The organism is Pseudomonas sp. BCA17, assembly GCF_004519405.1.
GTDB lineage: Bacteria > Pseudomonadota > Gammaproteobacteria > Pseudomonadales > Pseudomonadaceae > Aquipseudomonas.
The window spans coordinates 392,704-407,225 of sequence record NZ_SGWI01000006.1; the positions used below are offsets into that span (position 1 = coordinate 392,704).

Below are 14,522 nucleotides of genomic sequence, written 5' to 3' on the forward strand. Positions count from 1 at the left end.
TCATTTGGGGTAGCCGGCGCGTTTCATCTCGCGCTCGGTGGTGGCCTGGGCTTCACGCAACGCCTGATCAACCGACATGCCGCCGGTGAGCGCCGCCGCGAACAGTTTGCCGACCGAGGTGCCGATGGCCTGGAACTCAGGAATAGTCACGTACTGGATACCCACGTACGGCACCGGTTTGGCCGAGGGGTGCGCCGGGTCGGCGTGCCTCATCATCTCCAGGGTGACCTGGGCAAACGGCGCGGCCTTCAGGTAGGCCTCGTTGTAGGTGGACTGGCGAGTGCCCGGCGGCACATTGGTGATGCCTTCCTTATCGGCGACCAGTTGGATGTAGTCCTTGGACGTGGCCCACGTGATAAACGCCTTGGCGGCGTCCTTGTGCTTGGACGTAGCCGGGATCGCCAGGGACCAGGCGTACAGCCAGGATGAACCTTTGTCGGTGACTTCGGTGGGTGCCGCCGCAAAGCCTACGCTGTCGGCCACTTTGCTCTGGCTCGCGTCGGTGGTGAAGGAGCCGGCGACGCTGGCGTCGACCCAGATCGCGCATTTGCCGCTGTTGAACAGCGCCAGGGTTTCATTGAAACCATTGCTGGAGACACCAGGAGGTCCGTAGTTCTTCAGGGTGTTGACATAATAATTGGCGGCCGCCGTCCATTCGGGGCCGGTCAATTCGGGCGTCCACCTCTCATCGAACCAGCGCGCGCCAAAGGCATTGGCCATGGTGCTCAGCAGCGCGATGTTCTCGCCCCAACCGGCCTTGCCACGCAGGCACATGCCATATTGGTCGCGATCTTTTGCCGTGAGCCTGGCGGCAAATTCACCGAGTTGGGTCCAGGTCGGGTGTGCGGGCATCGTCAGCCCGGCCTGCTTGAACAGATCGGTGCGGTAGTAGGTGACGGTGCTTTCGCCGTAGAACGGCAAGGCATACAAGGTGTTGTTGACCGACAGGCCCTGGCGTACGGCAGGGAAGATATCGTCGGCGTCGTAATCCGCCGGCAGTTGGGTCAGCGGTTCCAGCCAGTGTTTGGCGCCCCAGAGAGGCGTTTCGTAAGTGCCGATGGTCAGCACATCGAACTGCCCGCCCTGGGTGGCGATATCCGTGGTGAGGCGCTGGCGCAGCACGTTTTCCTCCAGCACCACCCAGTTGAGCTTGATGTCCGGGTGCTGCTGCTCGAAGACCTTGGACAGACGCTGCATGCGGATCATGTCGCTGTTATTGACCGTGGCGATGGTCACGGTGTCGGCGGCGTGGCTGGGCATGGCCAGCACCAGGCCGGCCAGCATGAACAACGCGTGCGGGAGCTTGGACATAGCGGTTTCCACCTGTTATTTTTGTTGTTGAGAGCCGATTACAGCAGCTTGGCCAAGCCCTCACAAACGCATGGCGAATGCCCGACCGATACTTTTTTAACCCTGGCACCCGGATCAAAAAAGTATCGGTACCGGGCCAAGGCCGGGGTAGCGCAGGGGTTGCCGAAGCGCGTATTTTGAGGCGATTCCACCTATAAAAGAGGCATTACCATGCCCGTGAGCCGTGCCGAACTGTTCGAGCATCGCCCCGCCGAGCTCGAAGTGATCCTGCCCGAGCCGGACCACTGTTTTCGCTGGTTCGAACATGACTACCCTTACGACCTGGCGCGCTGGAACCACCATCCCGAGTTCGAAATCCACCTCATCCGCCAAGGCAGCGGCAAACTGGTCGCGGGTGATTACATCGGTGCGTTCAGCGCCGGGCATGTTGCGCTGATCGGCCCTGACCTGCCTCACGACTGGATCGGCGAGCTCGCACCCGGCGAATACCTGAAGGGGCGCGACGTGGTGCTGCAATTCGACGGCGCCGCCCTCCTCGCCCTGCGCAAAACCCTGCCGGAGCTTGGCGATGTGTCCTCCTTGTTCGAACAGGCGCGGCGTGGCCTGGCATTCAGCGGTGCCACGGCCGTGCAGGCGGCACAGTTGATGGAAGCCATCGGCGATGCCCATGGCCTGCAACGGCTGATCCTGTTCCTGCAACTGCTCGACACCCTGAAAAACGCGCCACAGCAGCAAGTACAGGCCCTGGCCAGCCCCTGCTACGCGCCGACGCTGGACGCGCGCAGTGCCGAACGCATCAACAAGGCCTTCGATTACCTGATGCGCGAACTCACCGGCGACGTGCGCCTGTCGGTGATCGCCCGGCAACTGGAGATGAGCGAACCGGGCTTCTCGCGGTTCTTCAAGCGCAACACCGGCCACGGTTTTATCGAGCTGATGCGCAAGTTCCGCGTGCAGCGTGCCTGCCGGTTGCTGCTGCAAAGCGAGATGTCGGTGGCGGATATCTGCTTTGAAGTGGGCTACGCCAACCTGTCCAACTTCAATCGGCACTTTCGGATCGAGATGAACCTGACGCCGACTGAATACCGGCGCGAAACCGCGATGCAACTGTTCAACCGCACCGGCTTGTAGTACCGGTTACCGCCTCCCACGACAGTCACCGTCGCCTTGTTGGCCCGTGAAAATGACACCCTGCCATTTTTGATCAACAGGCCAGCTAATTCCGCTTTTTTTCATATCACTCAAACCTTTGAGCAAAGTTGGTACGCCGCATGCAAACGTTTGCGAAACGAACTGGGCAGCCACGTTCACCATGACCCGAGGAATCGGGTTTAAACCGCGTACGAATAGGGATTTTCAATGCAACCCACCTCAAGGCGTCATGCTTGCTTTGGTGTTTCCTTGCTACTGGCCGCCGTTACGGGAGTACTCAGCGCACCCATTTTGGCGCAGCAACAACCGGTCGATGACTCAGCACAGGGCGAAACCCTCAGCCCTGAAACCAAGAGCCCCGAGGCCGCCTCGACAAAAAAAGATGTGTACCTGTCGCAATGGTTCAATCAGGACCTGACGCTGATCGGCAGCAAAGACATCAGCTTCGGCCCCAAGCCGCAGGATGACGTCTACCTGGAATACGAGTACTTCGGCCGCAAGGGCCCGTTCGAGTTGTACGGCTATATCGACGTGCCCAAGATTCTCGGCATCGGTAACAGTAATGACAAAGGCGCGTGGGACCATGGCTCACCGGTATTCATGGAGCATGAACCCCGCATCTCCATCGACTACCTGGCAGGTCGTAGCCTGGCCATCGGGCCGTTCAAGGAATGGTACGTAGCGTTCGACTGGATCTACGACCACGGCAGCAACAAGTCCAACCGCGCCAACACCTTGTACAGCGGCCTGGGCACCGACATCGACACCCATTCGCGGGTCAACCTGTCGGCCAACTTCTATGGGCGCTACCAGTGGGAAAACTATGGCGCCAGCAATGAATACTCGTGGGACGGCTACCGCGCGCAAATGAAGTACATCGTCCCCATCAGCAGTTTCGATAACGGTGCGTCGCTGACCTATATCGGCTTTACCAACTACGATTTCGGCTCGGACCTGCACAAGGACAACCCGGCGCGCACCGCCAACTCATTGGTGGCAACCAACGTCCTGCTGTACTCGTTTACCCACCTGCGCTTCACCCTGGTCGGTCGTTACTTCCACAACGGCGGCAACTGGGAGGATGGCAGCGAGCTGAACTTCGGCGAGGGTAACTTCCGCGCCAGCTCCGAAGGCTGGGGCTACTACGCCGGTGTTGGCTACCAATTCTGATCAAGGAGCTTTAGATGAACGTGTTTACCCGTCTCTCGATGGCCATCGGCCTGGCATTTTTGCCCCACGTGGTGCTGGCGGATGCGCCTGCGCCGATCAAGCCGAAAGTGATGCTGATCACCATGTTCGCCCCCGAGGCGCAAACCTGGATAGATCGCCTGGAACTCAAGCAGGAAGTCCGCGTACCGGGCCTTTCCGCCGAATACCCGGTGATACGCTGCAACACCCAGGAGGTGTGCCTGCTGGTCACCGGCATGGGCCAGACCAACGCCGCCGCCTCCACTCTGGCTCTGGCCTTGTCGCCCAAGTTCGACCTGCGCCAGAGCTACTTCCTGATCGCCGGGATTGCCGGTATCAGCCCCAAGCACGGCACCCTCGGCACCGCCGCCTGGGCCCATTACCTGGTGGAGTTCGGCACCCAGTGGGAGTTGGATTCCCGGGATGCGCCCAAGGATTGGCCGACGGGTTACATCGGTATCAATACCAAAGGGCCGAACGAGAAACCGCCGCTGGACTACAAGACCGAAGTGTTCGAGCTCAACCCCAAGCTGCAGGCCAAGGCGTTTGCCTTGTCACAGAAAGTCGAGCTGACCGAAAGCAAGGAGTCCAGCGCCTGGCGTAAACACTACCCTGCCGCCCCGGCCAACCAGCCGCCGCAAGTCACGCGCTGCGATACCCTGGCAGGTAACACCTGGTTCTCCGGCACACGCCTGAGCGAGCGCGCCGAAGTCTGGACACGGCTGCTCACCGACAATAAAGGCGAATACTGCACCACCCAGCAGGAAGACAACTCAACCTATGAAGCCCTGCTGCGCGCCAGCCGCGAAGGCCTGGTGGACATCCAGCGGCTGGCCGTGGTGCGGGCAGGCTCCGATTTCGACCGGCCGTATCCTGGCTACAGCGAAGTGGACAACCTGTTGAAATATGCGGACCAAGGAGGGTTCGTGCCGGCACTGGAGAACCTGTATCGCACGGGTAACCCGCTGGTACAGGCGATCCTGAAGAACTGGTCGGCCTGGGAAAAAGGCGTCCCGGAAGCCTGATAAAGACCCAATGTGGGGGCAGCCCTAACGCCAGTCAGTCAAGCGTAAGCCGCCCTCTGTAGGAGCGGGCTTGCCCGCGAAAAACGTCAACGATCACGCGTGTTGCCTGAATCAACGCGGCGCCTTTGAGTTTTTCGCGAGCAAGCTCGCTCCTACATCTACAAAAAGCGTTAACTGACTGGCAGTAACGGCATCACGGCAGGAAAATGATCTTGTCCGCACTGCCGCCGTTCACTGCTTCATAGCACTGAACGCCATCGGCCAACGCCACTTCACGCAAGCCCGTGGGCAGCGGCAGCAAGCCTTCATCAAAGAAACGCCCGAACTGCTCCAGCATCACGGCGCACTGCTCGCAGTTGTAGAGCAACGAATTGATGCCCACCACCGAGCCACCCTTGCGGTACAACGCCAGGGCCGGCAGCTGCACATGACCGTCGACCGGCGCGGCGATGATTGCGATGCGTCCGAACGGGGCCAGAGCGGCGACCGCAGCCGGCAGCCAAAAGCCGGTGGTATCGAAGATCACATCAGCGCCGCCCTTGAACACCGCATTGACCTGCCCGCCCAACGCTTCCGGTTGCTCCAGGGCAATCGCTGCAAAACCTTGCGCCTGCAATGCCTCGACCTGATCGACCTTGCGCACCGCCGCCAACACCTGGGCACCACGAATTTTCGCCAGCGCCAACGCCGCACTGCCGACCGCACCATTGGCCCCGATCACCAGCAAACGGGTGCCTTTGTCGACACCGCTACGCTCCAGGGCATCCCAAGCGGTGGTGTATGGCACACCCAGACTGGCGGCCTGGGCAAAACTCAAGTGCGTGGGCTTGTGGGCCACGCCTTTGGCCGACACGGTGAGGTACTGCGCATGAGAGCCGTCGGCAAAAAAACCGAGGTCCCGGCCAGTGCCCCACACCGCTTGGCCGACCAGCGCTTGCGGGCCCTCCACCACCACACCGGCAAAGTCACGCCCGGGAATACGCGGCAACGTGGTGTAGGGAAAACGCCCGAGCACGTTTTTAACGTCACTGGGGTTCAGGCCGGCCGCTTTGACCTGGACCAATACCTCACCCGCAGCCGGCACCGGCTTGGCAACCTCGACGAAACCCAGGGCGGCAAGGTCGCCCACGGCGGAAAATTGCAGTGCTTTCATGACCAATATCCATCAAAGGGAAAGAACAAATCAGGACAACCAGCCGCTCATCCACTCACGCCCTATGGGCCAGAGCTTCTCACCGAGCAACATGCCCATCAGGCCCACCAGGGCAATGGCGGGCGGCGCGGGCGAGCGAAAGTCCAAGGCGCCATAGATCAGGCCGACTAGCAGGCCGATGGCGAGGGAGGCAAGGTAGTTCATGGAGGTCACGCCTGGCTGGTTGATGGGCACAGTGTAGTGAGCCCATCCCGACCGCATCGGCCAAGTACTTCAGGATTTCGGCCAACCCTCAACCGGCATAGTGCGAGGGCGCCACGCCGAGTTCGCGACGGAACATGTCGCTGAAGCTGCTGGGTGAATACCCCAGGGAGCGCGCGATGCCGCTGACCGACTGGCCCTGGATCAGCTCGGCCACCGCCGTGGCCAGTTGCACTTGTCGGCGCCACTCGGCAAAGCCCATGCCCAGATGGGTCTGGAACAACCGCGCCAGGGTGCGCACGCTGGCACCCGCCGCCTCGGCGTGTTGCTCAAAGGAGATCTCCAGCGACGGCGCCGCCATCACCGCCTGGCAGGCGTTGATCAGCCGCCGATCAGCTTCCGGCGGCATGGCGATGCGGATCTGCGAACGGCGTGCCCGTTGCAGCTCAAGCAACGCCAGGCCGACCACGGCATCGTAATACGCCGAATCAGCGTTATCGGCTTGATCGACCAAGCTCAAGATCAACTCGCGCAGCAACCCACCCACGTCAATCACCTGCACCTGACTGTCCAGCGTCGCCGCCAGCGCCGGGCGCAGGTAGATATTGCGCATCTGCAGGTCCGAGACGACGCGGATCCCATGCTCCACACCCGGCGGCAGCCACACCGCACGCTGCGGCGGCACAACCAAGGCTTCACGGGGCGTCTCGACCCACATCACGCCACTCATGGCGTAGAGCAACTGGCCCCAGTCGTGGCTGTGGGGCTCCACATACAACCCACGCGGGTAAGTACGCGCCAGGGGTTGCACGGGGACGGCATGATCAGTGAGGTCGGGGGGAGCGGCCAGGGCCATGAGGCACACATCAATCAAGGGTGGACGGCCATGGTAATGACCGCCACCCGATAATCCGAGCGGATTTTCAACCGGAGGTTTTCAAGCGTGCGCCGACTTGGCACATTCGCAGCCCGTCGACGAGGCGCACGGCTCGCCATGGGCATGGTGTTCGGCGCAGCCTTCGCAGCAATAGCCCTTGCCGTCCTTCATCACCGCATTTTTGCCCAGTACGCATTTGCAATGTGGGCAAGCACAGGTTTGGTCAGCCATCGTCAGACTCCTTTTACATGGTCGTCCAGATGCAGCGGATGCCGCACCTTAAACAATGACTACGGGCATGCGAGCGGGGTTCAGCGCCGTTAGTCGACCCGGCGGCTGTTGCTGCGATACATAAACACCAGGGCCAGGGCCAGCAGCACCATCGCCAGGATCCGGCTGCCCGACAGCTCGATGGCCGAATTGCCCAGCCAACCGAAATTGTCGATCAGCATGCCCATGCCCAACTGCCCGACGATCACCGCCACTGTCGCCACCGCCGTGCCGACCACCGGCACCGCGCCGACCATCACCATCATGTACACCACGCCGAACAATGCGCCGGTCAGTTGCCATTTCGGCACGTCCAGCAAGCTGACGGCCTGGGCCGGTTCGAAGAAGAAAATCAACAATGCCGTGGTGATTGCGCCGACCGCAAAGGTCAGCAGGCTGCTGCGCAATACGCCCACCGACTGCCCCAGGCGCCCGTTGATAGCCGCCTGCACACTCAGCACCGCACCTGCGGCGACCACCAGTACCAACAATAAAATCAGATGCATCGCCCTACCCTCGTGCAATCAAAACCAATGCCGCCACAATCAACCCCAGCGCAATCCAGCGTTCAACATTGACCCGTTTGCGCGCCGTGCCGAACCAGCCGAAATGATCGATCAACACGCTCTTGCCGACCTGGCCCGACAAAATCGCGATCATGGTCATGGCAACACCGATGTGGGGCGTGGCAAGCGTCAGCACCACCACATACATCGGCCCCAGAAACCCGCCGATCAGTTGCCAGCGCGGCAGCTCGGTGAGTGCCGGGCCCTTTTGCGGGCCACTGAACAACAGCAGCAAAAACAGGATCGCCGAGCCCACACCGAAAATGCTCAAGGTCGCCCATAAATGGCCCACTTGAGTCCCCAACGGCCCCAATAGACCGGCCTCCACCGACAAGCCCATGCCCGCCAGAATGACCAACGGCAACAACAGCAACCGCCCTGGATTTTTTTTCGGCCTGGCCTGCGCCATCGCCGCAGTAGAACTGGCTTGCATACATCACCCGCACTTCGGAAAAGGAAACATGGCGTGCATTATCCGGTGGCCGTCCTGTGCGATAAATGGGAGCATGCTGACAACACCTTTGCGCAATACGCATAGATAGGGAACACAATGCAGGGTTTGAATGAACTGAGTTTCAAGGCGTTGCGCCTGTTTGTCGCGGTGCTCGACCACGGCAGTTTTTCCGAAGTGGCCCGCCGCGAAAGCCTGGCGCCCTCCTCTATTTCCCGGCAGATCCAGTTGATGGAACAGGCCCTCGGCCAACAACTGCTCTACCGCCATACCCGTGCGGTCAGCCCTACGGAGGCCGGGCGCCTGCTCGGGCGGCACGCACGGGTGATGCTCAAGCAACTGGAAGCCGCCGGCCAAGCCCTGCAGGAACAGGACCGTGAGCCCAGTGGCCTGGTGCGCATCAACGCACCGATGGTATTCGGCCAACGCCACCTTGCTCCGTGGCTCGGCGAGCTGTGCCGGCGCTACCCGAAGTTGCAACTGGATATCCAGCAAACCGACACTTACGTCGACCCGCTGCAAGACGGTACCGACCTGCTGTTTCGCATCGGCGTACTCAACGACTCCAGCATGCAGGCGCGCATCTTCGCGCCCCAACGCTTTCGCATTGCCGCCAGCCCCGCTTACCTGGCCCGCCATGGTACGCCGAGCCACCCCGATGAACTGGTCAACCACCAATGCCTGGCCTATAAGGGCGTCACTGGCCAGCAACGCTGGTTCTTTCGTCGTGATCAGGGCGATTGGACGCCCTACAGCGTCAAAGGCCCCATCACCGGCAACCATGCCGACACCCTCACCCATGCCGCCGAACAAGGCCTGGGCCTGGTGGTGTTTCCGTCCTGGTTGATTGGCGAGAGCTTGCGGGCCGGCACGTTGCAGGCCGTGCTCAGCGAATACGACGTGGCGACGACCCTGGAGCCGCAGCAGATTGCCGCGCTATGGCCCGGCAGCCGCCGGCTGTCGCTGAAGGTGCGGACGGTGGTGGATTACTTTGTGGAGTGTTTTGGAAGGGTGCCGTATTGGGACAGGGAAATGCCGATAAACGCAGGCCAGGAAGGCTCGATATAGGCCCTCCTGCGGTGAGCCGTACACATCGACTTCAGAACAACCACTGCCCGATCAACCACGCATTCGCCCCACTGATCAGCGCAAACAGGAACCACGCCAACACCCGCGTGGGCAGGCGATTGACGAATGGCCCCATCAATTGCTTGTCATCGGTCATGCGGATCAGCGGGTACAACGCAAATGGCAACTGCAAGCTGAGTACAACCTGGCTGAGGATCAACAGCTTGCCGATGGCGTCGTCGCCCATCAGCCACACCCCGAGGAACGCCGGGATCAGCGCCAGCCCCCGCGTGATCAGCCGCCGCTGCCAGCACGGAATGCGCAGGTTCAGGTAACCCTCCATGATCACCTGCCCGGCAATGGTGCCGGTGAAGGTGGAGCTTTGCCCGGAGGCCAGCAAGGCGATGCCGAACAGGATACTGGCGAAAGCGCCACCGACCAGTGGATCAAGCAAGTGGTAGGCGTCCTGGATTTCGACCACCTCGGTATGGCCGGTCTTGTAGAACGCAGCCGCCGCCAGCACCAGGATCGCGGCATTCACCAGTAACGCCAGGGCCAGGGAGCCGATGGTGTCGATACGCGCCAGCTTGACCGCATCCTGTTTGCTGGCGAGGTCCTTGCCGATCAGCCGGGTTTGCACGACGGACGTGTGCAAGTAGAGGTTATGGGGCATCACCGTAGCGCCCAGGATGCCGATGGCCAGGTACAGCGGCGCCGCTTCGCTGATGGCCGACAACGACGGGGTGAAGCCACCGAGCACATCCGGCCAGTAGGGTTTGATCAGCATCAGCTCGATAAAGAAGCACACACCGATGGTCGCCACCAACGCCAGCATGATCGCCTCCAGGCGGCGGAACCCCCGGTTTTGCAGAGCCAGGACCAATAACGTGTCGAAGGCGGTGATGACGATACCCGTGGTCAGCGACACACCAAGCAACAGGTGAAACGCCAGGGCGCAGCCAAGCACTTCGGCAAGGTCGGTAGCGATGATCGAAATCTCCGCCAGCACCCACTGGGTGCGTGCAGAGCGACGGCTGTAGCGTTCGCGGCACAACTGCGCCAGATCCTTGCCGGTGGCGATGCCCAACCGCGAACACAGGCACTGCACCGCCATGCCCGCCAGGCTCGCCAACAGGACGACAAACAACAGGCTGTAGCCGTAGCGCGAACCGGCCTCGATGGCCGTCGCCCAGTTGCCCGGGTCCATATAACCGATGGAGATCAGCAGGCCGGGACCGGCGAACATCAACATCCGCTTGAAGAACGACGCCTTGGGATCGACGGCAACGGAGCCGGCCACTTCCGGAGGGCAGAACGGGGCAGTAGCGATTTTCGGCAGGCTGAATTTCACGCGGTATCCCAGGCAAACAACACAAGACAGGCGTGCAGCTTATCAGTCGGATGCAACCGTGCGCATCACCGTTTCCCGGGGCAAGTCAAACGCTTCGACCACCTGCACCACCAGGTCCATTTCCTGGTTCAGCGCCTCACGCTCCATGCGCTGGCGAATCCCGCCGATCACCAGCACCGCCAAGGTGGTGATCGAGTAAGCCGGGCCGGAAAACGCGCGCACCCCGCCCACCAGCAACATCGCCGCCGCCAGCGCCTGGCCCACCACCGGAATGGCGGAGGTTGCGCCACGTCGCAGGATAAACCCGGTGAGCCCCGCCAGCGCGGTCCCGCTCAAAGCGGTGGTCGCCGAACGACCCAGGTCGAAGCGGGTGAATACACCCTGCTCCTTTTTGGCTGCGGCCTTGAGTTCGGCGTCGAAAGCCTGTCGGTCGGCGCTGTTCAGTTTGTCTTTGTATTGCTCAATCAGTGCTTGCGCGACCTTTGCCTCGATGTCTGCCAGCGCGACGGATTCAACCCGCTCATCGAACTTGATCCCCAGACGCTGCGCCACATCCTCGGCAATCTGTCGGTAACTCACCCCATGACCACGGGCCAGGTTCATAAAGCTGTCACCGCCCATGCGTTGCAACTCGATGGCCAGTTTCAGCGGTTCGCGCACATCGGCATCGATTGAGGCGCTGCGCTTTTGCGCCATCAACTCAGCAAGAAATTTCAGCTCGTCCGGTCGCGCCTGCACCAATGCAGGGAACAGCGCCACGTCCTCCTCGGCAAAACGCACTTCAGCATTACGCAGGTCGGCGCGGATCAGGCCGCGCCGCTCTTGCAACAGGTCGGTGTACTGCACCACCGTCTTCAATTGCGGCCAATAGGCGGCATGATCGAACATCGGCAGATGCACATTGGCGACCTTGGCCTTCAACGCCGGTGTGACCTCAATGGCATAGCGACCAATGCAGCGCTCGGCATCCGGTTTTATAGCCAGTGCCCAGTCCTTGCTGGAGTAACAGTTGATCACCCGTCCCTTGAACGGCACCGACACGTCTTCCCACGGGCTGGACGTACAGATCGCCCCGCCCATCAGCAGCAGGTTATTCAACGGCAACTCACGGGCCACCTGCGGGCTGGCCAATACACTCTTGACCAGGATGCGTGCGCCGAGCGAGTGGCCGATCAGATTGATACGCCGCACCGGCAGCGATTCAGCGCGCAGGTAACTGGCCAACTCCGGCAACAACGTCCTGGCCACTTCATCGACACGCGCTTCAACACTTTTGTAATGATCGAGAAAATAGGCGATCGCCTTGCCCACCCCCACCGTTGCAGCTCCCACACCGCCACCGCCAAGCACCGAGGTGAGCACGTCCTTGAACGGCGCGAACAGGTTTTCCAGAAAATGCCCCGCCGGCCAGAACAGCATCAGGTTGGTCGAGCCTTCGATGCTCGCCAGCTGTTCCTTGAAGCTCCCCAATTGCTGGCGGTTGAAGAACGCCGAATAACCGTGGACATAGAGATTGAGCACATCCCCCTGTGGCTCGCCGCACAGCACGAACGTGGGCTTGCGGGTGCGGTGCATTTCATCCCACTGGTGTTGCATGGGCCGGTGACTCCTGGTGACGATGGGCGGCGATAGTAACAAAGCATGGCGCTGATGAAGGTGAATCCTGACCGGCGTGAGCCGTCGCGGCCTTGCCACGGATATCTCTCTCAAGCGCAGCGACGTTCAATTCCGCCAGGTGGCTGCCTATAATTTCGCCGCAAAAGTACAAGTTTCCGAATGTAAAAAAGCGCTCTAATAGCGCCCTGTAGATTAATGCCAGTCAGTTAAGGAGGGGCATAGCCACTGTGGCGAGGGAGCTTGCTCCCGTTGGGCCGCGAAGCGGCCCCAGCTTTGGGCTTGAAAAGACTGGGCCTGCTACGCAGTCCAACGGGAGCAAGCTCCCTCGCCACAGGCAAGCGGCCCTCGCCACAGGTTACTCGTTGTCCGCTCTATCGCTTAGCTGACCGGCATTAGCCCTGTAGATTTGTTTTATTGATCCTGGAGTTCTCCATGCCCCATGAAGGCAACCTGTTACAAGCAGCCGTGGTGTTCCTGCTCGCCGCCGTGCTGACCGTGCCTTTGGCCAAGCGTCTGCAACTGGGCGCGGTGCTGGGCTATCTGTTCGCCGGCGTGATCATCGGCCCGTCGGTGTTGGGCCTGGTAGGCAACCCGCAAAGCGTGGCGCAGTTCTCGGAACTGGGCGTGGTGTTGCTGCTGTTCATCATCGGCCTGGAACTGTCGCCCAAGCGCTTGTGGGTGATGCGCAAAGCGGTGTTCGGCGTCGGCCTGGCCCAAGTGCTGCTCACCGGTCTGGTGATGGGCGTGGTGGCACTGTGGCTATTTGGCCAGACATTGAACAGCGCGATCGTATTGGGCCTGGGCCTGGCACTGTCCTCCACCGCCTTTGGCCTCCAAAGCCTGGCCGAACGCAAGGAACTCAACCAACCCCACGGGCGCCTGGCCTTTGCGATTCTGCTGTTCCAGGATATTGCCGCCATCCCGCTGATCGCCCTGGTGCCGTTGCTGGCCGGTAGCGACCACCCGACCACCGAAGCCCAGGGCGTGCAACATATGCTGCAAGTCCTCGGCAGCATCGCCGTGGTGATCATCGGCGGGCGTTACCTGTTGCGGCCGGTGTTTCGCATCGTGGCCAAGACCGGCCTGCGCGAAGTGTCCACCGCCACCGCTTTGCTGGTGGTGATCGGCACCGCCTGGCTGATGGAACTGGTCGGCGTGTCCATGGCTCTCGGCGCATTCCTCGCCGGGTTGCTGCTGGCGGATTCGGAATACCGTCACGAACTGGAATCCCAGATCGAGCCGTTCAAGGGGCTGCTGCTGGGACTGTTTTTCATCAGCGTGGGCATGGGCGCCAACCTCAGCCTGTTGCTCAGTTCACCGCTGGTGGTCATCGGGCTGACCCTCCTGTTGATCGGCTTGAAATTGCCGCTGCTGTACGCCGTCGGGCGGTTGGTGGGCGATCTCAATCGCGAAAGCGCCCTGCGCCTGGGCGTGGTGTTGGCGGCGGGCGGTGAGTTTGCCTTCGTGGTGTTCAAGATCGGCCGCGATCAGGGCCTGTTCGAACCGCACCTGTACGATGTGCTGGTGCTGACCATCACCCTGTCGATGGCCGTGACACCGCTGCTGCTGTTGGTATGCCCCAAGCTTTTCAAGCCCAAGGTCAAACCGGTGGAAGTGCCGGAGGAATACCGCGCCATCGAAAGCGACGCGCCGCGAGTGGTGATTGCCGGCATGGGCCGCATGGGCCAGATCGTCGCGCGTATCTTGCGGGCGCAGAACATTTCGTTCATTGCCCTGGACACTTCGGTGGAAACCATCGAACTGACCCGCAGCTTCGGCGGCATGCCGGTGTTCTACGGCGACCCGCAGCGCCCGGAAATCCTCCACGCGGCCAAGGTCGATCAGGCCGAGTACTTCGTGATCGCCATGGACGACCCGGAGATCAACATCAAGACCGCTGAACTCGTGCGCAATCTCTACCCGCACATGAAGATCATCGCCCGTGCGCGTAACCGCCAGCACGTGCACCGCTTGGTCGACCTGGACGCCTCGCCGGTGCGCGAGACCTTTTATTCCAGCCTGGAAATGAGTCGCCGGACCTTGGTGGGCCTAGGTTTGAGCCAGGCCCAGGCCGACGCCCGCATCACCCGCTTCAAAAACCACGACCTGCAATTACTCGCCGCCCAACATGCGGTCTACGACGACGCGGCCAAGGTGATGCAAACCGCCCAGGAAGCGCGCGCAGAACTGGCGCGACTGTTTGAGATGGATCGGCTTGAGGAGGAGTCCGATAAGGTGTAGGGCTGTTGATGAACGATATTGCGAATTTTCTGACAGAATACGCCGCAATTT

The 14,522-nt window shown here is 61.3% G+C and carries 14 protein-coding genes; 5 read left to right on the forward strand and 9 right to left on the reverse strand.

Features of this window, described 5'->3' with window-relative positions:
* Complete coding sequence (locus EXW71_RS22470; protein ID WP_134659556.1) at nt 1-1,311, reverse strand: sugar ABC transporter substrate-binding protein; 1,311 nt, start codon at nt 1,309-1,311, stop codon at nt 1-3.
* Between the two features lie 210 nt (nt 1,312-1,521).
* Between EXW71_RS22470 and EXW71_RS22475 the strand changes: the two genes are divergently transcribed.
* The 3 genes from EXW71_RS22475 (at nt 1,522) to EXW71_RS22485 (ending at nt 4,676) form a co-directional block, all read left to right on the forward strand.
* Nucleotides 1,522-2,442 carry an AraC family transcriptional regulator gene (locus EXW71_RS22475; RefSeq protein WP_134659554.1) on the forward strand — a complete coding sequence of 307 codons (921 nt, stop codon included), beginning with the start codon at nt 1,522-1,524 and terminating at the stop codon, nt 2,440-2,442.
* 228 nt (nt 2,443-2,670) lie between these two features.
* Entirely contained in the window at nt 2,671-3,633 is a 963-nt protein-coding gene (locus EXW71_RS22480) for a nucleoside-specific channel-forming protein Tsx (protein WP_134659552.1), read from the forward strand.
* 14 nt (nt 3,634-3,647) lie between these two features.
* Nucleotides 3,648-4,676: a purine nucleoside permease gene (locus tag EXW71_RS22485; RefSeq protein ID WP_134659550.1), complete on the forward strand. Its 1,029-nt coding sequence runs from the start codon at nt 3,648-3,650 to the stop codon at nt 4,674-4,676.
* A gap of 193 nt (nt 4,677-4,869) precedes the next feature.
* On the opposite strand, the gene EXW71_RS22490 is transcribed toward EXW71_RS22485, so the two are convergent.
* The 6 genes from EXW71_RS22490 to EXW71_RS22515 form a co-directional block, all read right to left on the reverse strand.
* Nucleotides 4,870-5,829: a zinc-binding alcohol dehydrogenase family protein gene (locus EXW71_RS22490; RefSeq protein WP_134659548.1), complete on the reverse strand. Its 960-nt coding sequence runs from the start codon at nt 5,827-5,829 to the stop codon at nt 4,870-4,872.
* A 30-nt stretch (nt 5,830-5,859) separates the two neighbouring features.
* Complete coding sequence (locus EXW71_RS22495; RefSeq protein WP_123718048.1) at nt 5,860-6,033, reverse strand: DUF1427 family protein; 174 nt, start codon at nt 6,031-6,033, stop codon at nt 5,860-5,862.
* A gap of 88 nt (nt 6,034-6,121) precedes the next feature.
* A complete protein-coding gene (locus EXW71_RS22500) occupies nt 6,122-6,886 on the reverse strand; it encodes a helix-turn-helix transcriptional regulator (RefSeq protein WP_134659546.1) in 765 nt (254 codons plus the stop codon).
* 81 nt (nt 6,887-6,967) lie between these two features.
* Entirely contained in the window at nt 6,968-7,138 is a 171-nt protein-coding gene (locus EXW71_RS22505) for a metallothionein (RefSeq protein WP_123718046.1), read from the reverse strand.
* A gap of 89 nt (nt 7,139-7,227) precedes the next feature.
* The gene (locus tag EXW71_RS22510) at nt 7,228-7,683 is read right to left on the reverse strand and encodes a DMT family transporter (RefSeq protein WP_123718045.1); all 456 of its coding nucleotides are present in this window, start codon (nt 7,681-7,683) and stop codon (nt 7,228-7,230) included.
* Between the two features lie 4 nt (nt 7,684-7,687).
* Nucleotides 7,688-8,176, reverse strand: a complete 489-nt coding sequence (locus EXW71_RS22515) for a DMT family transporter (RefSeq protein ID WP_123718044.1) — start codon at nt 8,174-8,176, stop codon at nt 7,688-7,690.
* A gap of 117 nt (nt 8,177-8,293) precedes the next feature.
* Here EXW71_RS22515 and EXW71_RS22520 point away from each other — a divergent pair, with 117 nt between their 5' ends.
* The gene (locus EXW71_RS22520) at nt 8,294-9,262 is read left to right on the forward strand and encodes a LysR family transcriptional regulator (protein WP_134659544.1); all 969 of its coding nucleotides are present in this window, start codon (nt 8,294-8,296) and stop codon (nt 9,260-9,262) included.
* Nucleotides 9,263-9,293: 31 nt separating this feature from the next.
* Here EXW71_RS22520 and EXW71_RS22525 read toward each other — a convergent pair whose 3' ends face one another.
* On the reverse strand, nt 9,294-10,613 hold the full coding sequence (locus tag EXW71_RS22525; RefSeq protein WP_123718042.1) for an Nramp family divalent metal transporter: 1,320 nt from the start codon (nt 10,611-10,613) through the stop codon (nt 9,294-9,296).
* Nucleotides 10,614-10,655: 42 nt separating this feature from the next.
* Nucleotides 10,656-12,209, reverse strand: coding sequence for a DUF726 domain-containing protein (locus EXW71_RS22530; protein WP_134659542.1), 1,554 nt, complete (start codon nt 12,207-12,209; stop codon nt 10,656-10,658).
* A gap of 453 nt (nt 12,210-12,662) precedes the next feature.
* Here EXW71_RS22530 and EXW71_RS22535 point away from each other — a divergent pair, with 453 nt between their 5' ends.
* A complete protein-coding gene (locus EXW71_RS22535; protein ID WP_134659540.1) occupies nt 12,663-14,471 on the forward strand; it encodes a monovalent cation:proton antiporter-2 (CPA2) family protein in 1,809 nt (602 codons plus the stop codon).
* Nucleotides 14,472-14,522 lie beyond the last annotated feature (51 nt).

What these genes read in the sequence shown, in the direction of transcription:
- EXW71_RS22470 (WP_134659556.1), bottom strand. Translation starts at nt 1,311, where the DNA reads ATGTCCAAGCTCCCGCACGCGTTGTTCATGCTGGCCGGCCTGGTGCTG.
- EXW71_RS22475 (WP_134659554.1), top strand. Translation starts at nt 1,522, where the DNA reads ATGCCCGTGAGCCGTGCCGAACTGTTCGAGCATCGCCCCGCCGAGCTC.
- EXW71_RS22480 (WP_134659552.1), top strand. Translation starts at nt 2,671, where the DNA reads ATGCAACCCACCTCAAGGCGTCATGCTTGCTTTGGTGTTTCCTTGCTA.
- EXW71_RS22485 (WP_134659550.1), top strand. Translation starts at nt 3,648, where the DNA reads ATGAACGTGTTTACCCGTCTCTCGATGGCCATCGGCCTGGCATTTTTG.
- EXW71_RS22490 (WP_134659548.1), bottom strand. Translation starts at nt 5,829, where the DNA reads ATGAAAGCACTGCAATTTTCCGCCGTGGGCGACCTTGCCGCCCTGGGT.
- EXW71_RS22495 (WP_123718048.1), bottom strand. Translation starts at nt 6,033, where the DNA reads ATGAACTACCTTGCCTCCCTCGCCATCGGCCTGCTAGTCGGCCTGATC.
- EXW71_RS22500 (WP_134659546.1), bottom strand. Translation starts at nt 6,886, where the DNA reads ATGGCCCTGGCCGCTCCCCCCGACCTCACTGATCATGCCGTCCCCGTG.
- EXW71_RS22505 (WP_123718046.1), bottom strand. Translation starts at nt 7,138, where the DNA reads ATGGCTGACCAAACCTGTGCTTGCCCACATTGCAAATGCGTACTGGGC.
- EXW71_RS22510 (WP_123718045.1), bottom strand. Translation starts at nt 7,683, where the DNA reads ATGCATCTGATTTTATTGTTGGTACTGGTGGTCGCCGCAGGTGCGGTG.
- EXW71_RS22515 (WP_123718044.1), bottom strand. Translation starts at nt 8,176, where the DNA reads ATGCAAGCCAGTTCTACTGCGGCGATGGCGCAGGCCAGGCCGAAAAAA.
- EXW71_RS22520 (WP_134659544.1), top strand. Translation starts at nt 8,294, where the DNA reads ATGCAGGGTTTGAATGAACTGAGTTTCAAGGCGTTGCGCCTGTTTGTC.
- EXW71_RS22530 (WP_134659542.1), bottom strand. Translation starts at nt 12,209, where the DNA reads ATGCAACACCAGTGGGATGAAATGCACCGCACCCGCAAGCCCACGTTC.
- EXW71_RS22535 (WP_134659540.1), top strand. Translation starts at nt 12,663, where the DNA reads ATGCCCCATGAAGGCAACCTGTTACAAGCAGCCGTGGTGTTCCTGCTC.